25 protein-coding genes are annotated in these 24,474 nt (G+C 36.0%); 21 read left to right on the forward strand and 4 right to left on the reverse strand.

All coding sequences use genetic code 11. From position 1 onward, the window contains the following. The first annotated feature begins 1 nt into the window (after nt 1). Genes AC6UD2_RS02760 through AC6UD2_RS02775 form a run of 4 tightly spaced genes read left to right on the forward strand, consistent with a single transcriptional unit; the run spans nt 2 to nt 5,226 of the window. A complete protein-coding gene (locus tag AC6UD2_RS02760; RefSeq protein ID WP_500697958.1) occupies nt 2–730 on the forward strand; it encodes a tetratricopeptide repeat protein in 729 nt (242 codons plus the stop codon). A 22-nt stretch (nt 731–752) separates the two neighbouring features. Continuing rightward, nucleotides 753–3,194, forward strand: a complete 2,442-nt coding sequence (gene recD2, locus AC6UD2_RS02765) for an SF1B family DNA helicase RecD2 (protein WP_500698143.1) — start codon at nt 753–755, stop codon at nt 3,192–3,194. A gap of 55 nt (nt 3,195–3,249) precedes the next feature. Continuing rightward, on the forward strand, nt 3,250–4,209 hold the full coding sequence (locus tag AC6UD2_RS02770) for a ribose-phosphate diphosphokinase (protein ID WP_500697959.1): 960 nt from the start codon (nt 3,250–3,252) through the stop codon (nt 4,207–4,209). 21 nt (nt 4,210–4,230) lie between these two features. Beyond that, nucleotides 4,231–5,226 (forward strand): aldo/keto reductase, encoded by a 996-nt coding sequence (locus AC6UD2_RS02775; RefSeq protein ID WP_010021230.1) that lies wholly within the window; start codon nt 4,231–4,233, stop codon nt 5,224–5,226. Between the two features lie 96 nt (nt 5,227–5,322). Here the strand turns inward: AC6UD2_RS02775 and rnjA are convergent, their stop codons facing one another. Both rnjA and AC6UD2_RS02785 read right to left on the reverse strand, forming a co-directional pair. Beyond that, the gene (gene rnjA, locus AC6UD2_RS02780) at nt 5,323–7,002 is read right to left on the reverse strand and encodes a ribonuclease J1 (protein WP_039144884.1); all 1,680 of its coding nucleotides are present in this window, start codon (nt 7,000–7,002) and stop codon (nt 5,323–5,325) included. Nucleotides 7,003–7,004: 2 nt separating this feature from the next. After that, nucleotides 7,005–7,220: a DNA-directed RNA polymerase subunit epsilon gene (locus AC6UD2_RS02785; RefSeq protein ID WP_010021232.1), complete on the reverse strand. Its 216-nt coding sequence runs from the start codon at nt 7,218–7,220 to the stop codon at nt 7,005–7,007. A 174-nt stretch (nt 7,221–7,394) separates the two neighbouring features. On the opposite strand from AC6UD2_RS02785, the gene AC6UD2_RS02790 reads away from it, so the two are divergent. Continuing rightward, the gene (locus AC6UD2_RS02790; RefSeq protein WP_500697960.1) at nt 7,395–7,889 is read left to right on the forward strand and encodes a hypothetical protein; all 495 of its coding nucleotides are present in this window, start codon (nt 7,395–7,397) and stop codon (nt 7,887–7,889) included. Nucleotides 7,890–7,921: 32 nt separating this feature from the next. Here the strand turns inward: AC6UD2_RS02790 and def are convergent, their stop codons facing one another. After that, the gene (gene def, locus AC6UD2_RS02795) at nt 7,922–8,482 is read right to left on the reverse strand and encodes a peptide deformylase (RefSeq protein ID WP_010021236.1); all 561 of its coding nucleotides are present in this window, start codon (nt 8,480–8,482) and stop codon (nt 7,922–7,924) included. Nucleotides 8,483–8,665: 183 nt separating this feature from the next. Between def and AC6UD2_RS02800 the strand changes: the two genes are divergently transcribed. The 13 genes from AC6UD2_RS02800 (at nt 8,666) to holA (ending at nt 20,829) form a co-directional block, all read left to right on the forward strand. Continuing rightward, nucleotides 8,666–9,598, forward strand: a complete 933-nt coding sequence (locus AC6UD2_RS02800) for a Rossmann-fold NAD(P)-binding domain-containing protein (protein WP_500697961.1) — start codon at nt 8,666–8,668, stop codon at nt 9,596–9,598. Beyond that, entirely contained in the window at nt 9,582–9,878 is a 297-nt protein-coding gene (locus AC6UD2_RS02805) for a UPF0223 family protein (RefSeq protein WP_500697962.1), read from the forward strand. The genes AC6UD2_RS02800 and AC6UD2_RS02805 overlap by 17 nt, the downstream gene beginning before the upstream one ends. A gap of 4 nt (nt 9,879–9,882) precedes the next feature. Next, nucleotides 9,883–10,668 carry an inositol monophosphatase family protein gene (locus tag AC6UD2_RS02810; protein ID WP_039144879.1) on the forward strand — a complete coding sequence of 262 codons (786 nt, stop codon included), beginning with the start codon at nt 9,883–9,885 and terminating at the stop codon, nt 10,666–10,668. 100 nt (nt 10,669–10,768) lie between these two features. Further along, nucleotides 10,769–12,604: a translational GTPase TypA gene (gene typA / locus AC6UD2_RS02815; RefSeq protein WP_010021242.1), complete on the forward strand. Its 1,836-nt coding sequence runs from the start codon at nt 10,769–10,771 to the stop codon at nt 12,602–12,604. Between the two features lie 112 nt (nt 12,605–12,716). Continuing rightward, complete coding sequence (locus tag AC6UD2_RS02820; protein WP_500697963.1) at nt 12,717–13,886, forward strand: FtsW/RodA/SpoVE family cell cycle protein; 1,170 nt, start codon at nt 12,717–12,719, stop codon at nt 13,884–13,886. A 9-nt stretch (nt 13,887–13,895) separates the two neighbouring features. Then, the gene (locus AC6UD2_RS02825; protein ID WP_010021247.1) at nt 13,896–14,159 is read left to right on the forward strand and encodes a YlbG family protein; all 264 of its coding nucleotides are present in this window, start codon (nt 13,896–13,898) and stop codon (nt 14,157–14,159) included. Nucleotides 14,160–14,169: 10 nt separating this feature from the next. Then, the gene (gene rsmD / locus AC6UD2_RS02830; RefSeq protein ID WP_500697964.1) at nt 14,170–14,724 is read left to right on the forward strand and encodes a 16S rRNA (guanine(966)-N(2))-methyltransferase RsmD; all 555 of its coding nucleotides are present in this window, start codon (nt 14,170–14,172) and stop codon (nt 14,722–14,724) included. 10 nt (nt 14,725–14,734) lie between these two features. Then, nucleotides 14,735–15,214, forward strand: a complete 480-nt coding sequence (coaD, locus tag AC6UD2_RS02835; RefSeq protein WP_039144874.1) for a pantetheine-phosphate adenylyltransferase — start codon at nt 14,735–14,737, stop codon at nt 15,212–15,214. Beyond that, entirely contained in the window at nt 15,211–16,266 is a 1,056-nt protein-coding gene (locus tag AC6UD2_RS02840; RefSeq protein WP_500697965.1) for a SepM family pheromone-processing serine protease, read from the forward strand. The genes coaD and AC6UD2_RS02840 overlap by 4 nt, the downstream gene beginning before the upstream one ends. Nucleotides 16,267–16,309: 43 nt before the next feature. Continuing rightward, the gene (locus AC6UD2_RS02845) at nt 16,310–16,993 is read left to right on the forward strand and encodes a helix-hairpin-helix domain-containing protein (RefSeq protein WP_500697966.1); all 684 of its coding nucleotides are present in this window, start codon (nt 16,310–16,312) and stop codon (nt 16,991–16,993) included. Nucleotides 16,994–17,057: 64 nt separating this feature from the next. Further along, complete coding sequence (locus AC6UD2_RS02850) at nt 17,058–17,543, forward strand: ComE operon protein 2 (protein WP_500697967.1); 486 nt, start codon at nt 17,058–17,060, stop codon at nt 17,541–17,543. 164 nt (nt 17,544–17,707) lie between these two features. Next, complete coding sequence (locus AC6UD2_RS02855; RefSeq protein ID WP_500697968.1) at nt 17,708–19,798, forward strand: DNA internalization-related competence protein ComEC/Rec2; 2,091 nt, start codon at nt 17,708–17,710, stop codon at nt 19,796–19,798. Next, a complete protein-coding gene (gene holA / locus AC6UD2_RS02860; RefSeq protein ID WP_500697969.1) occupies nt 19,795–20,829 on the forward strand; it encodes a DNA polymerase III subunit delta in 1,035 nt (344 codons plus the stop codon). Before AC6UD2_RS02855 ends, holA begins: the two co-directional genes overlap by 4 nt. A gap of 16 nt (nt 20,830–20,845) precedes the next feature. Here holA and rpsT read toward each other — a convergent pair whose 3' ends face one another. Then, the gene (rpsT, locus tag AC6UD2_RS02865) at nt 20,846–21,109 is read right to left on the reverse strand and encodes a 30S ribosomal protein S20 (protein ID WP_010021259.1); all 264 of its coding nucleotides are present in this window, start codon (nt 21,107–21,109) and stop codon (nt 20,846–20,848) included. 237 nt (nt 21,110–21,346) lie between these two features. Here rpsT and rpsO point away from each other — a divergent pair, with 237 nt between their 5' ends. The 3 genes from rpsO (at nt 21,347) to AC6UD2_RS02880 (ending at nt 24,469) form a co-directional block, all read left to right on the forward strand. Further along, nucleotides 21,347–21,616 (forward strand): 30S ribosomal protein S15, encoded by a 270-nt coding sequence (rpsO, locus tag AC6UD2_RS02870; RefSeq protein WP_010021261.1) that lies wholly within the window; start codon nt 21,347–21,349, stop codon nt 21,614–21,616. 170 nt (nt 21,617–21,786) lie between these two features. Next, the gene (locus AC6UD2_RS02875) at nt 21,787–23,508 is read left to right on the forward strand and encodes a ribonuclease J (protein WP_153218750.1); all 1,722 of its coding nucleotides are present in this window, start codon (nt 21,787–21,789) and stop codon (nt 23,506–23,508) included. Nucleotides 23,509–23,560: 52 nt separating this feature from the next. Continuing rightward, nucleotides 23,561–24,469 (forward strand): hypothetical protein, encoded by a 909-nt coding sequence (locus AC6UD2_RS02880; protein ID WP_500697970.1) that lies wholly within the window; start codon nt 23,561–23,563, stop codon nt 24,467–24,469. Nucleotides 24,470–24,474 lie beyond the last annotated feature (5 nt).

Below are 24,474 nucleotides of genomic sequence, written 5' to 3' on the forward strand. Positions count from 1 at the left end.
TATGACAGATAACGAACGTAAGCAACAACCAACCGAAGATCCGCGACAAAAACAAGCTGAAGTGACTCTTCATAAGTTGGTTAAGGATATTGATGATCATCCGAAAGATTATCGAACCTACTACGATTTAAGTGTTTTTTTGGTTGAATTGAAGAGTTATACGCAGGCCGAAGAATTGTTGATGAAAGCCTTAGGATTGTTTGGTGATTCAAGTAAAAAAGCAAAAAGTACATTGTTATATGGATTAGGTAACGTATATTATTCTGCGGGTGAATTTGAAAAAGCAATTCATCAGTTTCAACAAGTTGATGATCCAGGGCTTAAAAAAGATGCCTACGTAATGCTTGCACAGAGTTACATGGGTAAAAAAGACTATAAACGTGCATTAGTGTTCTTATTAACGGCCCAAGAATTAGCGAAACAGGACCCTGAAATTAATAAAATGATGGGTGAATGTTTAATGGCCCTTGGTGACTTTGATCAAGCAGCTGATTTTTATGACCGGGTTTTAAAAAATGATCCTCATGATGGCAAAGCTAATTTTGATCGTGGTCTGATTGCAATGGTTCTTGGGGAGCCATTTAAGGATTACTTTAAAAAGGCGGAAAAGTATGATAAGAAAAACTTTGATGCCAAGCAAAGTCAGATTAAAGACATTGAGAAAGTAGTGCAATTAAATAAACAAAAAAAGGATCATCCAGATGACCCCAAACGTAATGATCCGAAATAGGAGAAGATAATTGTCTGAATCAATGGATTTGTTTCAAACCAATGAAAAATTGAATAATTCAGCTCAAGATGAACATCCCTATGTCAAAGGACAAGTTCAGACAACTTTTTTTGAGAGTTCTGATAGCTTTTATAAGGTTTTATTGGTAAAGGTTAGTGAAACTAACTTAGACTGGCACGAAGATGAAATTGTTATAACCGGGAACTTTGCGGATATTAGTGATGATGTTACTTACCGTTTTGTTGGAAAATTAGTTGATCATCCTAAATATGGAAAGCAGTTTCAAGCAGAAAATTATGAACGTGTGGGTCAAAACTCCAAAAAAGGCTTAATTAATTACTTATCTGGAAGTGAATTTACTGGAATTGGCCCCAAGACGGCCGAAAAGGTTGTTAACCAACTTGGAACTAGTTTAATTGAAAAGATTTTGGAAAATCCAGCCGTGTTAAATTCAGTTGGATTAACAAAAAAGCAAAAAGATGTGATTAGTCAAACTGTCCATGAAAATAATGGGGTTGAACAGACAATTGTTGGACTAAATAGTTATGGATTTGGTAGTAATTTAGCGTCTGCAATTTTTAAGAAGTATAAGGAACAGGCTTTAGAAGTTATTAAGACGAATCCTTATCAACTAGTTGAAGATATTTCTGGAATTAGTTTTAAACGGGCTGATCGGATTGCTAACAAAGTGGGGGTAGATTACAATGCCAAAGGTCGTCTCCGTGCTGGCTTGCTGACGGCCTTAGACTCACTTTCAATTAAAAGTGGGAACACTTACTCTGATACTAGAGAATTGATGCAAGAGAGTACCCGTATTCTGGAAACAGATCGAACCCAACAAATTGATAATAAAAAGCTTGGAGAAGAGCTGTACGATTTAGCTAAAGATCAAAAAATTGTTGTTGACGAAGATAAAATCTATCTAAAAAATCTGTATGATGATGAGTTACGAATTGCTGAAAATATGAAGAGAATTGAGCAAAGTGGACAGGATAAACAACAATCTCATGATTTTTCAAAAATAATTCAAAAAGTCGAAAAAGAAGTTGGAATTGAGTACGATGAATCGCAAAAGAAAGCCATCAATGAGGCCATGATTAATCCGGCTTTCTTACTCACTGGTGGACCAGGAACCGGGAAAACTACCATTATTAATGGAATTGTACGAACGTTTGCGAAAGCTAATGACTTGTCCTTAGATATTAATGATTATAAGGAACAGGCTTACCCGGTCTTACTTGCTGCTCCAACTGGGCGTGCTGCTAAAAAAATGAGTGACTCCACTAAGATTCCAGCTAGTACCATCCATCGATTGTTAGGTTTAACTGGTCACGGTGATGAAGAGGCCGCTAATGATTTAGAGGGTGGTTTATTAATTGTTGATGAGATGTCGATGGTTGATACGGACTTATTTAAGATTTTAAGCCAAGCCATTCCTAATGGGATGAAAGTTATTTTCGTCGGTGATAAAGATCAACTTCCATCAGTTGGACCAGGACAAGTTTTTTATGATTTGCTTCGATCGCATACTATTCCAAGTGTTGAGCTTAATCAGATTCATAGACAGAATGATGGATCGACGATTGTGGAATTGGCCCATGACATTAAAAATGGAGTGATGCCCCAAACACTTTTAGTAAATCAACGGGATCGCAGCTTTATTAATTGTAATACGCAACAAGTTGAATCAGTAATTAAACAAGTGGTTAATAAAGCAAAGGTTAAGGGATTCAGTTCGACTGATGTCCAAGTTCTTGCACCAATGTATCGGGGATCGGCTGGGATTGATCGTCTCAACGTGGAGATTCAGAATATTATGAATCCACCAACTTCAGAAGCACAAAAGGAAGTTGATTATCGAGGAACTAAGTATCGAATTGGCGATAAGGTCCTTCAATTGGTTAACGTACCTGAAAACAACATTTTTAACGGTGATATTGGTAAGGTTGTTGGAATTGAAATTAATAAAGAAAATAAGCATTATCTTGATAAATTGACGATCGCATTTGATCAAAATGAAGTTACTTATACGAGAAATGATTGGAACCAGCTTACGCTTGCTTACTGTACTTCAATTCATAAAGCACAGGGAAGTGAATTTAAAATGGTGATTCTTCCGATTGTTCCACAGTACCGAAGAATGCTTAAAAGAAACTTATTGTATACTGCAGTTACTCGGGCATCTAAAATGTTGATTATGTTAGGTGACCCAAATTCGTTTGAGGAATGCATTGAAAATGAGTCCGTTAATCGAAAAACGACGTTGAAGCAGCGTTTACAATATGTAATTAATGAAGAATATGAGCCTAAAGTAATTGGTGCAAAAAAAGAAACGTCAACAAATTCCAAGGACAATAATCCGGCTGACTTTATTTTGTCAGAGGAGAAGATTTTGGATAATGATATTGATCCAATGATTGGAATGCAGGGAATTACCCCTCAAAATTTTAATAATGATAAATAGTGAGATTTCGATTATAATGTACTTAGTAATTAGTTGGTTATGAGGGGAAAATTCGATGGTGAAAACTAAAAAAGAAGATAGATCAGCAAAGATCTTTGCGTTAAATTCAAATCGTCCGCTAGCAGAAAAGATTTCTGAAGCTAGTGGAATGGATATTGGTAAAGCCACCATCAATCACTTTAGTGATGGTGAAATTCAAATTACGATTAATGAAAGCATTCGTGGTGATGATGTATATATTGTCCAATCACTTTCTGATCCGGTTAATGATAATTTAATGGAACTAATGATTATGATTGATGCCGTTCGAAGAACCAGTCCGAATACAATTAATGTGGTGATTCCGTACTATGGTTATTCAAGATCGGATCGTAAAGCACGTTCGAGGGAACCAATCACTGCTAAGCTAATTGCTACTTTTCTTGAATCTAGCGCAGTTGATCGAGTCGTTACCCTTGATTTACATGCTGCTCAAATCCAGGGATTCTTTGATATTCCTGTTGACCATTTAAGGTCACTTGAATTGATGGGAAATTACTTAAAAGAGCACGATGTAAGTGATGATGCTGTTGTTGTTTCACCGGATTACAATAGTGTTGCTAAAGCACGGGGAATGGCTGGATACTTGAATCTTCCAATTGCCATCGTTGATAATCGAGATCCTGAGGACTACAGTAAAGTACCTAGCACGATCATTGGTGATGTGAAGGGTAAGAACGCAATTGTAGTTGATGACATGATTGTGACAGGTGATAAGATGAAGATTACCGCTAAAGCAATTATGAACGCTGGGGCTAAAGCAGTCTATGTGGTTGCAACTCATCCAGTTCTTACCGAAGACGCTAAAAAGAATCTTTCGGATCCAGCAATTAAGCAAGTAATTGTTTCTGACTCAATTGTTGTTCCGCAAGACAAGAGAATTGATAAAATGGTGATCGTTTCAGTTGGCAAGCTGATTGGTAATGCCTTAAAATTAATTGAGAACGAACAATCAACAAGTAAATTGTTTGATTAATAAAAATTTGGAGGGATTTTAATGGTATTTAAAGCAAATGATAATCGTTACGATAATATGAAAGTAAGACGTGCAGGAACTACTGGATTGCAATTACCTGCATTATCATTCGGAATGTGGCATAGTTTTGGCGATGACGCTAATTTCGAAGATAGTGAAAAAGTAATGCTTCATGCCTTTAACAAGGGGATCTTTAGTTTTGATTTAGCTAATAATTATGGTCCTGGTTCTGGTGCAGCTGAAAGGATGTTTGGTCAAGTTTATCGTCGTGACTTAAAGCCATATCGTGATGAATTAATCATTACAACTAAGGCCGGTTTTCATATGTGGCCCGGAGTTTACGGAAATTATTCTTCCAAGAAAACTTTAGTTACTGCCTTAGATCAAAGTCTCCAAAGAATGGGTCTTGATTACGTAGACATTTATTACACTCATCGATTTGATCCTAATACCAGACTTGAAGAAACTGCCGAAGCTCTTGACGGTTTAGTTCGAGCAGGAAAGGCATTGTATATTGGAATTTCAAATTACGATGGTCACCAAACTGCTGAGATGATTAAATTATTTAAAGAGTTAAAGACACCATTTGTAGTTAACCAAAGTTCTTATAACATGCTTAATAGGGAACCAGAAGACGATGGAACCCTTAAAACTTTAGCCGATAACCATGATGGATTTATTGCTTACGGTCCTCTAGCAGAGGGATTATTAACTAGTAAATATCTGAAGGGAATTCCTGAAGACATTAAACTCCACAAGACAAACAAGTTTATTTTAGCTAACGGTGATGAAAGTGCTGTTAACAAATTAAACAAGTTAAATGGTATTGCTAAGAACCGTGACCAGACACTTGCTCAGATGTCACTTGCATGGTTATTACACGATCCAACTGTAGCCAGTGTTGTTACTGGTGCTTCAAAGGTTGATCACTTAGATGATAACTTGAAGGCCTTAGATAATCTTGATTTTACCCAAGATGAGTTAGATGAAATTGATAAAATTGTTAAATACAAGTAAATAAAAAAACATGACGATTTCGTCATGTTTTTTTGTGCTTTCTACAAGAATAGATTAAAAAAAGGTGAATCCTAAGTGGATTCACCTTTTTGTGGTTTAATCATTCATAATTAACATTGGTAAAATTAGTGGACTTCTTTGAGTCTTTTCATACAAGAAGTTGGATAAATCATTGACAATGGCTTTACTAATCGATTTTTCGTCGGCGTTTTTATTTTTCATAGCACGTCGAATGGTTCGAAAGACTAACTTACGGCCTTCATCTAATAATTCACCAGACTCACGCATGTAGACAAACCCACGAGAAAGGAGATCAGGACCAGATTGAATTTCTTGGTTCTTTAAGTTGATGGTTGCGACAACCACAACAAGTCCTTCTTCAGAAAGAAGTTGACGATCTTGGAGAACTTTATCTCCAATGTTACCAACACCGTTTCCGTCAATGTAAACGTCCCCAGCATTAAAGTATCCAGCTATATGGGCACTATCCTTAGTAAGGGCTAACACCTCACCATTTTTCAAAATGAAACAATGATCAGCGGGAACCCCACATTCTTGTGCCAGTTTGGTATGAATCTTTAACATTCGGTATTCACCATGAATGGGGACAAAAAACTTGGGCTTCATCAATCGAAGCATCAATTTTTCTTCTTCTTGGCCACCATGTCCAGAGGTATGAATATTATTGATCTTACCATGAATGACAGTGGCGCCGTCTTCTTCAAGCTCATTAATAACTCGGTTAACACTCAATGTGTTTCCAGGAATTGGATTACTTGAAAAGACAACGGTGTCTCCAGGTTGAATAGAAATTTGGCGGTGGGTTCCGTTGGCAATTCGAGCTAGGGCTGCCATCGGTTCACCTTGTGATCCGGTACATAGGATCATGATTTTATCAGCGGGAAGGTGCTTTAGTTCTTGAGCATCTACAAAGGCACTATCGGGTACGTCCAGGTATCCAAGTTTTCTCCCGTTAACAATGGCAGCTTCCATACTTCGACCGAATACAGCAATTTTACGGTCGTGAGCAAGGGCGGTGTCAATGGCAGTCTTGATTCTCGATAGATTAGAAGCAAAGGTAGCGAAGATAATTCGGCCCTTTACTTCATCAAAAATGTGTCTAACTGATTTTCCGACCCATTTTTCTGATTTAGTCCAGACCGGCTTTTCAGCGTTCGTACTGTCAGCCATTAAACAGAGGACACCTTCTTCACCCAACTTTGCCATTGCTTGCAAATCAGGTGGCTGGTTAGTAACAGGGGTTAGATCAAATTTATAATCGCCTGTTTCGACAATGACACCATCTGGCGTATGAACTGCTACTCCCATTGTATCTGGAATTGAATGAGTGGTTCTAAAAAATGAAACACTCGTTTTTTTGAATTTTAAAACTGATTTATCGTTAATCTCATGAAGTTCCGCCTGTTTTAGCAAGCCGTGTTCTTCCAATTTATTTTTGATTAACGCTAATGCTAGTGGACCAGCGTAGATTGGAACATTTAAGACCTTTAAAAGAAAGGGCACACCACCAATATGGTCTTCATGACCATGAGTGATAACAAGTGCCTTAATTTTATCTTTATTATCAATTAAGTACTGATAATCTGGGATGACATAATCAATTCCCAATTGATCATCTTCAGGGAACTTGATTCCAGCATCAATCAAGATGATTTCATCCTGAAACTGTACCCCATAAGTATTTTTACCAATTTCTCCGAGTCCACCAACACCATAAATAGCAGTTTCGTTATTTTTGATGTTTAATTTCTTCATAACTATTTAAACTCCGTAATTTTAAATCCGGGATCATTTTCTTCAAATTCAAGGTGCTTCCCTTCAAGCGGTTCGATGAATTCGATGTTGTGTTTCGTGTGTTTTTCCAGCATAGTTCTAACATCAGCGACCGTTTTTGCCTCTAAATAAAGGGTTTTAGTTGCTTCACGTTTAGGGTTAGAATTATTTTCGTCTTGATACAAAACTTTATAAATCAATATAATTACTCCTTTTTTGATGATTTAATGTTCTTTTTCGTACATTAGGTTGCAATAACGCAACAATTGACCACATTTTAGCATATTATGACAAATAAGTATAGAATCATGTGAATCGGCAAACATGATTCATGTTAAAATAAAACTATAAATTGGATTAATTGGAGAAGAAAATTGAAAATATTTTTAGAGCTAGTTGTTGGTGTAGTAGTGGCCTTTCTAATCTATAATTGTCTCCACTATTTTTTTGTTACTTTACCAACGCGAAGGTATCAATTAAAAATGAAACATGAAGTTGATGCTGAAATTTATAAGGTAGTCAAATACTTTGAAGTTGAAGATCAGCGAGAAATTATTCAAAGTTACGTCGGTTCTCAGGTTCTATCAGATTTTTGGGGAAGGGGTGTAATGGTTTTTGAGTACCGTTGTGTGGTTAAAGACGGGTATGAGGATGCCGATTTATTACGATCTTTTTTGAACCAAAAATTAGCTGAGTATGCCGTTCCTGATGGTTTCGTGGATGCCCATGAAAAGAAAACTTTGATTGTAACTGATTGTTGGCTAAACAAACGGGTATTGATATTTGATGTTGCTAATGTGGTTAATCCGGCTACGCATGAATATTTAAGTGACATTGATAAATTAAATGAAAAAGAAAGGGAAACGTAAGAACTTTCCCTTTCGAAATAAAATCAAGTTCATTAGTCAAAAAATACTTCGTCTTCTGTTTTTGAAAATGGATCATTTTTATTGATGTGATCATAAAATAACATCCCATGAAGATGATCAATTTCATGTTGTGCAATAATGGCAGGGTAATGTTTCAATCTGATTTTGTGTTCCTTACCCTCTAAGTCCTGATATTTAACTGTAATTCGATCGGCTCTGGGAACAAATCCAGGAACGTCTCGATCAACCGAGAGGCATCCTTCACCCTCGGTCAACGCACCACGTTGAACGGAATTGGAAATGATTACCGGATTAATCATGATAGCCTTAAATGGTGACTTTTGATCTTCACCTTCTGGTGGGGTTAAAACTGCTGCCATTGACTTCGATTGGCCGACTTGTGGGGCGGCCAAACCAACACCAGCTCGTAGATGATATTTTTTACATAGTTCTGGGTCTTGGCTCACTTCTAGGTATTTCATCATTTTTTCACCAAGCTCTCGATCTTCATCACTAAGTGGAAACTTTACAGGCTTGGTTTGGTTTCTAAGGACCGGATTGCCTTCTCGTGTTATGTCTTTCATTAGGTACATAACGTTTTACCTCCTAATTCATGTCAATTACTACCAATTTATTCTATCATAAAACTTAAAACCAGTGAATTTCATGGCATAGAAGCATTTGTATTATTCATATGTGCAAAATAGAATTTGAAATGGTACTTTATTAACAAGAAAAAAATTAATAAATTCTTTAGAATGAGTGGAGGAATTAGAATGCAACCAAAGTTATTAATTAAGGGAAGCATAGACAGAATCTTAGCTCTTTTAAAAGCGCTAATCGTTTGCGACTTTCCGGTTACTATTCAAGTTGATGATAGTGAACAGATCCGATCAGCCGTATTATCCAGCAAAATGTGTCATAACCTATCAATTCAAATCGCAGATAAGCCTGAATTAAACAATTTTGATGCGTTATTGTATTTACCAGATATCGAATTTTACAATCCAAAATTAACCGATGCCAATCAAATTGCTGAGGATATGAGGCCAGAAATTGATAATTTACGTGACGTGATTAATGATTGTGTTTCAAACGTTTTTCGTGGGAAAATAGTAATTAATGCTCCACATGATGAAATTTTTGCATACTTTGCGGCGGGTTTTTCTGGTCTCGATAACCAAAATATTATTGGAGTAGGAACGCTGCCACAAGAAATGCTTTTGAAGAACGAATTATTAAGGAATTTTGATGTGAGTGCTGATGATATCAATGTCAATGTGCTGGGACTCAATACCAATAATCTAGTTGCATGGAGTCGGGTTTATATTGGTCCTGCTACCTTACTGTCTTATTTAGCTGATGATAGTAATAATTATAGTAGTGATATTATTGGTCAAGTTCAGCAGGTGATTGATGATCCAGATGTTGTGACTAATCAAATGATTCAGAGTAAAGCGTTAATTAGGTTACTAATATCAATGTATGAAGGTCAATCATTAATTTGTTCAGTTGTGAGTGTTGATAAAGAAAAAGACGAACTAAAATTAGATATGAGCCCAAAATTAATTAATCGTAATGGAGCCGCGCAAGCGATCCGATTACAACTATCAGAAGATGAGCAGAAGAAATTAAATCAAGATTTAGGTTGGGCCAATGAAATTATCACAGCTGTGATTAATGGAGGAAAAGATGCCTCAAAAAACTAATGAAAGTTATTCTTATCCAATTGTGGATAATTGGAGTCGAAAAGAGTTAATTGATGTGTGTCATTTCTTTGAAAATATTGAAATGGCTTATAATAAAAGTGGAGTTAGTCGAAAGAATCTAATGGACAGTTATCATCGATTCTGTGAGATTAATCCTGCTAAAGTGGAACAGAACAATTTACAGAGAGATTTTGAGAAACAGTCGGGGTTGGATGTATATCACGTTATTAAATTAGCGAGAGACAATCCAGGTATGAAAACCATCAAACGAAAGGGATGATTCCATCACAACAGTAGATAATTTAAAAAGAATTGATCATGACGTCTGCCAGATTTTAACCACCGCACGTGCGTTTGTTATGGAAAGGCTTAATGGTCATTTGGATGTAAATGAAAAGACAGGTCGGAAAGATTTAGTCACTAACATTGACAAAGATAATGAGAAGTTTTTTGTAAAGCAATTGAGGGCTTTAGAACCTGGGAGTAAAGTTCTAGGTGAAGAAGGCTTAGGCGATAAGATTGATAGTTTGGATGGTCAGGTTTGGATTGTCGACCCCATTGACGGAACGATGAACTTTGTAAAACAGCGGGATCATTTTGCCATGATGATTGCTTACTATGTTGATGGAGTACCAACCCTGGGATTTATTTACGATGTAATAAATGACAAACTATATCATGGTGGTCCTGATATTGGGATTTACGTTAATTCTGAATCCATGAATCCACCAGCAAACAATTCGCTGGAAGACGGTCTGATTGGTATGAGTGGGCCCCTGATTATTCGGGATGTTCATCATATGCAAGAAATCGCGGAGGCAAGTTCTGGTTATCGAATTTATGGAAGTGCTGGGATTGAAATTGCGACTGCCATTAGTGGGAAAACAATTGGCTATATTTCTCATTTAAGACCCTGGGATATTGCTGCTGGACGTGTGTTGGCTGAGACACTTGGAATGACAGTGTCTACTATTGACGGGAAGCCCATCGATATGCTATCATCAAATACAGTTTTGTTAGCGACAAAAAAGGCGCAAAAAGATATTCTGAAAATTTCGACGAAGCGTTAATTAAAAGCTGTGATTAACTCACAGCTTTTTTATCGAAGTTGAGTTCTTTAACTTATCAAATTGCAAATTTTTGAATTGCTTTTTTGAGGAGGAAACATTTTTGAAAACAAGAGACGATATTAGAAACATTGCAATTATTGCCCATGTCGATCACGGTAAGACTACCTTGGTTAATGAGTTATTGAAGCAATCTGATACTTTGAATGATCATACTGAGATTCAAGACCGGGCGCTTGATTCTAACGCGATTGAACGTGAACGTGGAATCACTATTCTTTCAAAGAATACTGCCGTTAAGTACGGTGATAAGCAGATTAACATTTTAGATACTCCTGGACATGCTGACTTTGGTGGTGAAGTTGAGCGTATCATGCGAATGGTTGATGGGGTTCTTTTAGTGGTTGATGCTGCTGAAGGAACTATGCCACAGACTCGTTTTGTTTTAAAGAAAGCTTTGGAACAACATTTGACTCCCATTGTTGTAATTAACAAGGTTGATAAGCCAGGTGCTAGACCTGAAGCTGTTGTTGATGAAGTTCTTGACTTATTTATTGAATTAGGTGCTGATGAAGAGCAACTTGAATTTCCAGTTGTTTATGCATCAGCTATGAACGGAACTTCAAGTTATGATCCTGATGTTTCAAAGCAGGAACACACTATGAAGCCTGTTTTTGACACCATTATTAAGAACATCCCATCACCAATCGATAACTCAGATGACCCATTACAATTCCAAGTTGCCATGCTTGATTACAATGATTTTGTTGGTCGAATTGGAATTGGCCGTGTTTTCCGAGGCAAGATTAAAGTCGGAGATAACGTTGTTTTGATGAAACTTGATGGTAGTACCCAAAAATTCCGTGTTACTAAGTTAATGGGTTTCATTGGCCTTCAAAAGGTTGAAATTAATGAAGCTAAAGCTGGGGATTTGATTGCGGTTTCTGGAATGGAAGACATTAATGTTGGTGAAACCGTTGTTAGTCCTGATAAGCAAGAGCCACTACCAGTCTTAAGAATTGATGAACCAACTCTTAGAATGACCTTTGGTACTAACACCTCACCATTTGTTGGGAAAGATGGTAAATACCTTACTGCACGTCAGTTAGGTGATCGTCTAAAGAAGGAACTTCATACTGATGTTTCTCTTCGAGTTGAAGATACGGACGATCCTGGTGCTTGGGTTGTTTCTGGACGTGGTGAACTTCATTTGTCGATCTTGATTGAGACTTTACGTCGAGAGGGTTATGAACTTCAAGTTTCTCGTCCTGAGGTTATCTATAAGGATGTTGATGGTGTTAAGTGTGAACCATTTGAATCCGTTCAGATCGATACCCCTGAAGAATACTCTGGTTCAATCATTGATACCTTGTCACAACGTAAGGGTGAAATGAAGAACATGGAGAACGTTGGAAACGGTCAAGTTCGAATGACATTCTTGGTTCCTTCACGTGGTTTAATTGGTTACAGTACTCAATTCTTATCATTAACCCGTGGATATGGAATTATGAACCATTCATTCAGTAAGTATCTTCCTGCGATTAAGAACTGGAACCCTGGTCGTCGTAACGGAACCTTGGTTTCAATTAATCCAGGTAAAGTTACTACTTATGCAATCATGGCTGTTCAGGATCGTGGTAAGATCTTCACTGATCCAGGTACTGAAGTTTATGAAGGTATGATTGTTGGTGAAAATGCTAGAGATAATGATATCTCGGTTAATATTACCCGTGGTCGTAACCAGACGAATGTTCGTGCTGCTGGATCTGAAGATATTGCTAAGGTCAAAGAACCTGTTCATATGACTCTTGAAGAATCACTTGAATTCTTAAATGACGATGAACTTTGTGAGGTTACTCCAAATCACATTAGATTGAGAAAACGAATCCTAAATACTAATGAACGTGAGAAAGCTGCTAAGAAGCGTCGTCACAATTAATTAGAAATAACTAAGACTATTTAACGATGTTAAATAGTCTTTTTTTATTTGTTAATACTAGTATAATGAATGTTATTAGTTCGTGGATTTTACATATGAGTTGGAGATTAATATGATTAAATACTTAAAACAGTTAGATTGGTATATTATGGTTCCATATTTACTACTAAGTATGATTGGAATTGTAATGGTATTTTCATCAAGTGAGGGCTTAAGTGCTCATACAGATATGGCTTTTCGTTATTTAGTTCTGCAAATTGTATTTGTGGTAGTTGGTTTTGGTGTTCTAATATTTTTTTCTGTTCTAAGAAGTAAGGCATTTGAGGGGAACTTAAAGTTTTATATCATATTAATGGTTATAATGGTCTTTGCTTTAATATTTCTAATGTTTTTTGGTGCCACTACTAATGGTGCTGCTGGATGGATTATACTTGGTCCAGTCCACATTCAGCCAGCCGAGTTTTGTAAACCATTATTTATTTTGTATTACGCAAATGTCTTAGCATACGAAAAACCATTCTTTGAAAATGATGGGTTATCCAAAGAATTTATAACAGTAGCTAGACCTAGTCTTATTCCAATTTTTATGCTCGTATTAATTCTTTTCCAACCTGATACTGGTGGCTTTGCAATTAATTTATTTATCATTTTGATGATGATTTTAGCTGCCGGAAGTAACTTTAAATCTGCAAGGATCTGGATTGTTGGGATTGGAGCCCTATTTGTAGGATTTAGACTATGGATCAAACCCTTTGAGGGTATAATATCTCACATGCACAGTTATCAAATGCAAAGAATTATCAGTTTCTCTGATCCATTCAAGTACATTCAAACTTCTGGCCATCAGTTAGTAAATTCGTATTATGCCATTAGTAATGGTGGCTGGTTTGGAGTTGGAATTGGGAATGGAATCCAAAAGATGGGTTACTTGTCAGAACCCAATACTGATTTTATAATTGCAGTTATCGGTGAAGAGCTTGGAATTGTTGGCATTTTAGTTGTTTTAGGATTGCTCCTGTATTTAATTCTAAGGATTATTGCAGTGGGGAGTCGAACTAACGATACTTTTTATAGTACGATTTGTTACGGAACGGCCGCCTATATTTTTATTCAGACATTATTTAATACTGGTGGTGCGATTGGTATGATCCCATTAACTGGGGTTGCCCTGCCATTCATTAGTTACGGTGGTTCGAGTATTATTGCTTTAACCATTTGTCTTGGATTAGTTCTTCACATTAGTAGGATTGAGAAAAAGGAACGTAATAAAAAAGCTAAGTAAGGTGAGACTATGACTAAATTAACTGATCGAACGGAATTAATTGTTTCGACATATTCGATTCGCCAGGTTAAGAACTTAAAAAAATTTGGTGATATTCAATTTGTATCTAAGAAAATGCATTATGTTATTATTTTTGTTGATAATAAGGAACTGGATACGACAATTCAAGAAATTAATAAACTAAGATTTGTAAAAAAAGTAGATGTTTCTCCAACGGTTGACTTAGCAATTGATTTTGGCGAAGTTAACGCTGAGAACGATACTGAAGAATAAAGGATCAAAAATGAGAGTAATTTCAGGAAAATTTGGGGGACGGAAACTTAAACCCGTTCCGGGAAATAAAACGCGACCAACAACTGATAAAGTCCGAGAAGCGTTATTCAATATGATTGGTCCTTACTTTAATGGTGGTAATTTTCTGGACTTATACGCTGGCTCGGGAGCGGTTTCTTTAGAAGCCGTCTCAAGGGGAATGGACCATGCAATTCTTGTCGATAAACAGTATGCGGCTTATAAGACCATCAAGGAAAACATCGCCATGGTTTCTGATCCGAACGATTTTTCCGTATGGAAGATGAATGCGGAGTCAGCTTTGACTAAACTAAAAAAAGAAGGACAATCTTTTGATTATATTTTCTTAGATCCACCGTACAAAAAGCAACAAATGATGAAGCAGTTAGACGAGATCGCTAAAGACCATTTATTGAACAATAATGGGATGGTAATCTGTGAAACTGATAATCAGACTAACATGTCAGACGACGCTGCAAATTATCGACTGATTAAACAGAAGGATTATGGTTTGACGATTATCTCAATCTATCAAATCATGAATTAAGGTGAATAGTATGAAAAAGGCCATATATCCTGGTAGTTTTGATCCAATTACCAACGGACATTTGAATATCATTAATCGAGCTACGCAGATCTTTGATGAAATTGTGGTTGCAATTGGTGATAATGCTAGTAAAAATGGGTTATTTACACCGCAAGAGCGTAAAAGGATGATTGAAGCTTGTCTTTCTGATTATTCAAACGTAACGGTGAAAATCTATTCAAATTTAACGGTTGATTTTTTAAAGCAAGAACACGCTAATATTTTGATTCGTGGAATTCGTGATACAAAAGATTTTGAAAATGAGCAGGAAATTGCCAGTTTGAATCAAATGTTAGATCCCCAAATTGAAACGGTTTTGCTGTTTGCTAACCATGATTATGAATTGATTTCATCCTCAATGGTCAAAGAAATTAATCATTTTGGGGGAGATACATCTAAATTTGTTCCTAGGGTAGTTAGTAAGGCACTTAAGGAGAAACGAAATCAGTGAAAAAGATCTGGAAATGGATTAAACACAATCGATACTTTCTGATTTTTTTAGGGATCATTGTTTTTATACTATGGTTCCTTTTTTGGCCACTTAATGCGTTGATTGAAGCTCCTGGAGAAGCGGTCAACATTCAACCAATGGTTAAAATTCAGGGAGTTAAGCCCAACAAACAAAATAAGTTTATGATCACAGCTGTTTCAATGTCGCAGGCTCGACCGATTACTTACCTTTATTCGAAGGTGAATCCCCATGTATCACTTGAAAAGACTTCTGACGTGATGGGGAACCAGAGTAATGAAGAGTATGATAATGTCCAAAATATATACATGAAGAGTGCCATTAATAATGCTATCTACGTTGGTTATCATAAGGCCCACGCTAAGGTGAAGCAGAGTTATCATGGTGTATACGTATTAAATGTGTATCCTCATTCTGATTTTTCTAATAAACTAAAACCAGGTGATTTAGTTGAATCAGTAAATGGAAAGAAATTGTATCAGGGACCTCAGTACGTTAAGTACATTCAAGGACTTCCGAAGCATGCTGAGCTTAAAATTACCTTTAAGCGAAACGGTAAAACCAAACAGGTAAAAGGGTACAAAAAACAACTTGTAAAGGGATTTTATGGAATTGGAATTGGGATGGTTGACGATGTCAGTCTGAAAACTAGTCCTAAGGCTAATATTAATCCCGGTAAAATTGGTGGTCCATCAGGTGGACTTATGTTTGCTTTACAGGTTTATAGTGAATTGAAACATACTAATTATGATTACAAACGAATTGCAGGAACCGGCACCATTGCTTCGAATGGTCAGGTTGGAGAAATTGGTGGAGTTGATAAAAAAATTATTGCAGCCAATAAGAGTGGGGCTCAGATCTTCTTCTGTCCATACGTTAAGCCAACTAAGACGATTCTTAGAATGGAAGACGGGCATCAAACCAACTATCAGGTGGCCCAGGCAACTGCAAAAAAATATGCTCCAAAGATGAAAGTCATTCCCGTCACATCTTTTGATGATGCTTTAAAATATTTAAATCAAAAACACAGCTAAAAAGCTGTGTTTTTTTCGTATCTAGATATGAAAGGAGAGAAAGATGGATAAGTTATATGAATGGATTGAAGAATATAAGTATCGTATCATTGGTGGTCTGGTAGTTATGGTGATTATCTTACTTGGATGTTGTGTTTTTGTTTCCCAACACGGAGAGGGGAGTCAAGTGAACCAAGCTAATTTGTCTCGTCACACTAATTTGAGACACACGAAAAGTTCCTCTAAGGTAATGACCAAAGATGATAATCAAGCTTCAAATCAAGATCATCAGCAAGTTTATGTGGACGTGAAAGGAGCGGTTAATAAACCAGGTGTATATCAAGTTGGCAAAAGTATGCGAGTTTCAGATGCAGTGGAACTGGCAGGTGGATTCAATCGATCGGCCGATGCTAAACACATTAATTTAGCACAGAAATTATCCGACCAACAGGTGGTCTATGTCCCAATTCGTGGCGAAATTAATGGATTACCCAAAACTAATCAAGTAACTAATAATTCTGAGGCCAGTGCTGCGGGCGGAAAAGAATCTGATAGCGGAAAGATTAATATTAATCAAGCTGATAAATCAAAATTACAACAGTTGAATGGAATCGGAGAGAAAAAAGCAGATAAAATCATTGCTTATCGGAAACAAAGTGGTCCGTTTAAGAATCCTGATGATTTAAAGAATGTTCCTGGTTTTGGAGATAAAACCGTTGCTAATTTGAAAAGTTCAATTACAGTGTAGGTTCAACTAAAGTAGGTATTATTGTTATACTAAGTTTAAATACTCTACTGAAGGTGATTAAATTATGAAAAAGAAAAGAATTCCATGGGATCAATATTTTATGCTCCAGGCCATGTTAGTGGCCTCAAGAAGTACATGTAATCGGCGGTCCGTTGGAGCGGTTCTCGTTCGAAATAAACGAGTCATTGCTTGTGGTTATAATGGATCGGTATCAGGAGATGTTCACTGTATTGACGAGGGTTGTTATTTGGTTGATGGACATTGTCAGCGAACCATTCATGCAGAAATGAACGCGATCCTACAATGTGCTAAGTTTGGTGAATCAACTGATAACGCGGAACTTTATGTAACAGACGTGCCCTGTCTTCAATGCACTAAAATGCTACTTCAGGCAGGAATTGTTAAAATTAAGTATTTAAGGAATTACCATAATAGTGACTATGCTAAGAAGTTGCTAGACATGAAACACGTTGCTTTAGAAAAAGTTGATGTCAATAAAGACGACATTAATAATTTACCTTTTGAATCATTCTTATCCGTTGATAAATAATTAAAAAGAATTTTTTAGTATTTCCGTCCATTTTATGGATGATTAGTTCATTTGCTTTTTTTGAAAATCATGTTATTGGAATTATTTTGTTAATTTTATGGTTAATTCGGATCTTTTGTTTAAAAATACCTCATCTTCTAATTGAAAGTGTTGTGTCTTTGTTAGTGCCAATTTTATTTTTTGTGATTTGGCAAGGTGGAATTAATCAAAAAGTAAAAATTATACCAAAGAATGCAGCCCCGTTAACGTTAGTAGCAAAGATTCGTCCTGATGATTTGCAGGTTAATGGAGATTCCTATAGTGGAATCTTAGAAATTCCTCGTTTAAAACAAAGGGTATTGGTTTATGGATTTTTTAAGAATAAATCGGAACGTGATACTCTCTTGCATTTAGATCGTACTAGTTTTTTTACAATTGATGGTCAAATTAAATTAATTGATTCGGCTCCTAATTTTTCTCAGTTTGATGCTAAAGATTTTAATCAATCGCGTGGGATCGTCGCTGAATTTAAATGCAACCAATTTAAATATCAAACGATTTGTAAAAATTTAAGTCTGAGTAATCTTGTGCATAACCTGAGATTTCAAATGATGAAAACAGGCCAACAACTACCACGACATTTACGGATGTACGTTTTAGGGATAATTTATGGAAATCGAACCAATGATTTCAGAGAAGAACTGGCAGGAGTTCGGCAGTTAGGACTCATTCATTTGTTTACGATTTCCGGGATGCATGTTTTCTATCTTGTGGGCCTTTTTACGTGGATCTTTTCAACTCTTCGTTTTAAAAGGGAAACTATCGATTCATGGTTAATCATACTGTTGCCTGCTTATTTTGTAATTGCTGGGGCGGGTGCAAGCCTTCTACGAGCTGTCTTAATGGCTGAAGAGCGTCTGGGATTAAAGAAATTAAATCTGAGTTTTTCGGCCTTAGATGGATGGTCATGTGCAGTGATGATTAATCTATTGATTAATCCGTTATTTATTTTTCAGTTTGGATGTCAACTTTCATATTTATTATCTTTAGGTCTTATTCTAACGAAGAATTGTGGGTTTTTGAAGCGAACCATTTTACTTAACCTAATTAGTATGCCAATTATTTTATATCATGTGTATGAATGGCACATCTTATCATTATTAGCGAGCATGTTATTTGTTCCTTTTTTTACTGCTTTCATATTTCCCTTGGTGTTAGTTGGATACAGCTTGTCCTTTTTCAAATTAAATTTATTTGTTTCGTGGATTGATAAAGGATTGGGATTATTTGATCAGTTTTTAAATTTGCTTGCGGGCCTGCCAGGTAATTTGGTAATTGGAAAGTTGAACGTATGGATTGTTTTAGTGATGGTAGTTACGGTATTATTTCTCATTGAGGAAGTTACTGTTAAACGTATTTTATTCTTATTAACGTGTTTTAGTCTTGGCTTTATTATGATTCATTTTCCACTTAGTGGTGAAGTAGATGCTTTTGATGTGGGACAAGGAGACAGTTTCCTTGTGAGAGAGCCATTTAACCGATCGATTACGTTAATTGATACTGGCGGGAAACCCAATTTTTTTGGCAAATCAAAACGGAAGCCAATTTATCAAGCAAATAATACATCAATTAGTTACTTGAGAAGCATTGGAGTGTCTCGAATTGATAATGTATGTTTGAGTCATCAAGATGCTGATCATGTTGGGGATTTGTCGGCTTTTTTAAGCAAAATGAACGTTAGTCGAGTATATGTTCCATGGGGAATGACAAATAATCAGAGTTTTTTAAGGCGAATTAAACCGTATCGGGGTCAATTTCAGTTAATTAACGCTAAAGCTGGTGATCACATTAAGAATTCACCATTTCAAGTAGTTCATCCCATGAAAAAAGGGCTAGGAGAAAATCAAGATTCACAGGTTTTATTTGGTAAAATCGGGGGATTAAATTGGATTTTTATGGGTGATTTGAATCGAGAAGAAGAGTTGAAAATTATCCAAAAATACCCGCATCTTCGTGTTGATGTAATTAAATTAGGACACCATGGAAGTAAGACTTCATCTGATCCAAAATTTATTCGGGCAATTGATCCTAAAATTGCTCTTATTTCAGCTGGAAGACACAACCGTTATCATCACCCTAATCAGGAGACAATCGATACGATGCATAGGCAACGTATCACAATTATTAATACTCAAAAAAATGGTATGATTAGGTACAAATTTAGAAATAATAAAATTGGAAAGTTCGAAACTAAGTGGAAGGTGGCACATCAGTGAGTGTCGTAGAACAAGTTAATCAAATTAATAAAGAGCCTCAAGCGGTGTATTTAATTTTGGGAAATGATAATTATTGGATTGATACAATTCAAAAGAAGCTTAAAGCCTTAATTCCTGAAGAAGAAAGAACCATGAACTTTGCTACGTATGATATGGAAGAAACGCCTTTATCAACAGCGTTGGATGATGCAATGTCAATTCCCTTTTTTGGTGAAAAACGATTGGTATTTGTTAAAAATCCATATTTTTTGACGGGGGAAAGAAATAAAAGTAAGGTTGTTCATCATCCCGAGGAGTTAGTAAATTATTTAAAAAATCCGCCACAAGAAACAGTACTAGTTTTTTTCGCTCCTTATCTTAAGTTAGATGCACGAAAAAAAGTTAGTAAAGAATTAAAGAAACAGGCAGAAGTAATTGATTTAAATCAATTTTCAGAGCGTGAAACAAAACAATTGATCCAAAAAAAGATTGAAGAAAAGAAGTATGTAATTGATCAAGATGCACTTAATGAACTTCTTACCCGAACATCAGATGATTTAGCCAGTGTGATGAATGAATTGAATAAACTTTTTTTGTATAAAATTAATGATAAAAAAATAACGCTTGAGGACGTTGACTCCTTAGTATCGAAATCAATGGATCAAAACGTTTTTGATTTAGTTAATTATTTGATGAGTGGAAATACCACGAAGGCAATTGAATTTTATCATGATCTGATTGCACAAAAGCATGAACCCATTCAAATTAACGCCATTTTGGTTAGTCAATTTCGTCTTTTACTACAGGTTAAGATTTTAGAGCAGTTGGGGTACAGCCAAGGAAATTTAGCAAGTGCACTTAGAGTTCATCCTTATCGAGTGAAATTGGCAATGAGAAGTGATCGTAAGTATTCAAGAAAGTATCTGCGAAATGCTTATGTTGACTTAGTAAAAATTGAGGAACAGCTTAAAAGTACTAGTAGTAATCCGGAATTATTATTTGAGATGTTTGCGGTTAAACTAAATCAGAGTATAAAAAAAGAACCCAATTAATTGGGTTCTTTTTTTATTAATTATCATTTTTAGCAAGTCGATTTGCTAAATGAGATTTCTTACGGTTAGCGTTATTAGCTTTAATAAGGCCCTTTGATTTTGCATGATCGATTGCTGCAACAGCATCGCGGTATGCACTGTCTAAATCATCAGCACCAGAAGCTTCGGCTTTTTCGAATTTCTTGATTGCGCTTCTCATTTCGTTCTTTTGAGATGCGTTTTTCTTTCTAGCTTCTTCGTTAGTTCTCATACGTTCGATAGCAGATTTAATTACTGGCATTAAGTTCACCTCCACTTTGTGAAATAAATTCAATTTATTCACATCTTTTAACATTCCTAATTATACAAAATCCATTGATTAATTGCAATAGCACTAAAAACTGGACTCATTTATTAATGCTGACTTGAATAACACCTGATTTTAGGTTATATTAGTCTAGTAACTTAATCTTAGTTTTACGAGCCACTGACGTATTACTCAGATTAAGGGATTATATATAGAAAGGTGGATATAATAATGGCTTTAAGTAAAGAACGAAAAAATGACATTATTAAGAAGTTTGCTCAACATGAAGGCGACACTGGTTCAACTCAAGTACAAATTGCTGTATTAACTGCTGACATCAATGAAATCAATGGTCATATGAAGACTCATAAGAAAGATTTCCACTCACAACGTGGACTTATGAAGAAAATTGGTCACAGAAGAAACCTTCTGGCATACTTACGTAACAATGATGTACAAGGTTATCGTAAATTGATCAAAGAATTAGGATTACGTCGTTAATCTTAGTTTTGGTAGAGCGGATTTTTACCGCTCTTTTTTTATACATAAATAATTTAGTGCTTAAGATAAATATGTTACACTGTTAACAGATATAATGAGCGGTTTGAGGCAAAAGCTTCGTATAATAATAGTATGAATTAAAAGTAAAATTTTGAGGTGAACGAGTAATTATGAAAAATAACATCAAAATCATTCCATTAGGTGGAGTGAGGGAAAATGGAAAAGATTTATATGCCATTGAAATTAACGATAATAGTATTTTTATTTTAGATTGTGGGTTAAAATATCCCCAAAATGAAATGTTAGGGATTGACTTTGTGATTCCAGATTTTTCGTATCTGAGGGATAATGCTGACAAGATTGTCGGAGTTTTTCTTACCCATGGACATGCAGATGCCATTGGAGCATTACCTTATTTTCTAAGTGAGTTTAATGTTCCTGTATTTGGGACCGAATTGACCATTGGATTAGCAAAGTTGGCAGTTGCAGACAATAAGAAAACCAAGAAGTTTAATGATTTTCACGTTATTAATAGTAAGAGTGAGATTGTTTTTGAAGATGGAACCGTTAGTTTCTTTGACACCACTCATTCAATTCCTGACTCAGTTGGAATTGTGATTAGTACGGAACTTGGTAACATTGTTTATACTGGTGATTTTAAGTTTGATCAGACCGCTGCAGACGGATACAAAACTGATTATGCTGCTTTAGCTGATATTGGTAAGGAACACGTTTTGGCACTGCTAAGTGATTCAAGAAATGCTGACAATCCCGAAGAGAGTACCGATGAAAAAGAAATTAGAGATTATCTATATGAAACCTTCCATTATCAAAAGGGTCGTGTAATTGTTGCATGTCTTGCCAATAATATCTTGCGAATTCAGGAAGTCTTAAATGCGGCTGCTAAAGCAGGTCGAAGAGTATACCTGACAAGCAAGGGTCTAGAAGAAGTCATTGACACCGCCCTTAAGCTTGGCAAGTTAACTTTACCTTCTGACGATTTATTTATTAAGTCCGCTAAAGAAATGGAAAAGATGGATCCGCACAACATTATTATTTTACAGACTGGTAAAAATGGGGAACCAATGGAATCGCTTCAGAGAATGGCTGACAACCGTGATCGCGACGTTGACATTCAGCCAGGTGACCTGGTTCTGATTGCTACGAGTCCTTCGCGTGCCATGGATACGCCATGGGCGAAAACCCGTGATATGATCTATAAGGCCGGTGGAGAGGTCATGAGCATTGCCGATGAAAAGAATATTTCTGGTGATGCTAGTAAGCATGATTTGCAATTGTTGCTGAACTTAATTCATCCTGATTACTTGATTCCGATTCAGGGTGAGTACCGTTTGATGGAAGCACAAAAGGAACTAGCTGAAGAAGTGGGAATGAAGCCATCTCATATTATTCTACCTGCTAAGGGGGATGTAATTGAGTTTGATGGTGAAAACATGTTCCTATCGGAGGCGGTTCCTGCTTCAGATACTATGATTGATGGAATTGGTGTCGGAGATATTGGTAATATTGTTCTACGAGACCGAAAGGTATTATCTGAAGACGGTGTTTTTGTAGCAGTTGTTACCATTGACCGTAAGAAAAAGAAGATTATTTCAGAACCTAAAATCATGGCACGTGGCTTTGTCTACGTGAATTCAGATAAGTCTTTATTAGGTGAAGCGGCTGAGATTGTTACTAAAGCTGTTCAGAATAATTTGGATAATAAAGAGTTTGATTGGGGTCATTTAAAGCAAGATGTTCGAGAGGACCTTGGACAATTCTTATATAAGAAAACCGGAAGAAGACCGGTGATCCTTCCAGTTATCATGGAAGTTAATCAGCATCATAGAAGAAAAAAATCTAACAATAAAAATGATCAAGAAGATAACTAAAAGAGTTGAGCTTAGGCTCAATTTTTTTGTTTTCTAAAGTGGAGATATAATTTTGAATGATAATCAAAAAATAAGGTTTAAACGGGCTCAGAATAATTTTAAAAAGCATGCATATCAAAAGAGTTCCCAAGAGTTACTGGCTTTGTACGACGAAGTTGATGACGATCAGGTAGTTGATTTGTTAGGGCACTCCCTCTTTAATGAGAAAAAATACGTTGAATCATATCGTTTAGTTGAGGACAATTTTAACTACTTAGTTGAAAATGATATTGAGCTTGTGGTTAATATTTATTTAAAAAACCGCAAGTTTATTCCTTTACGAATCATTGTTGATACGATTAATGTCCCTAATAAGAATGATGTAGAGCAAGAGATTGAATCCCTAGAGAAAATTAACAATGCACAACAGGTTGAATCAAATCGAGCGAACTTGAAGCACTTTATGCATATGGGCGGTGAATCAGGAATTACTCAACGTGATATTATGGAGAAAGCTGAGGAACTCCCATATAACCAGTATTTAAAGGGGGCTCAATTTAATTTAGTTGATCCTGATGTTAATCCAATATGGAGGAATCAATTACTCAATAATTTAGCTAAGTTGAAGTTCAATCAGCCCGTTAAATTTGTTTGGATGGACGGAAAGACTTATACTGTTATTCCAGACCAATTAGTAGATGAGTTAGATTCACCAGCTTATCAAGAAATGCAGAAGATTATTAATAATCGTTATGGACAAGAGGATCCCATTCGTTTTCAGCAGATTTCTCAAGCCGCTGAATATGATGCTCAAGTCTTGTATCCCTTCATTGATAAAACAATTCAAGATCCAGAAGTCTGGGTAACCGCTATTCACCGTCATATCATTAATCCCAACATGGTAGTTGATAATAATAAATTAGGACCAGTCGATCGTTGGCTAGAAAAAATTGATAAGATAATGAACTTATTATTAAAGTAATTTAA

The sequence above is a fragment of the Fructilactobacillus sp. X2R5C2 genome (genome assembly GCF_059901375.1).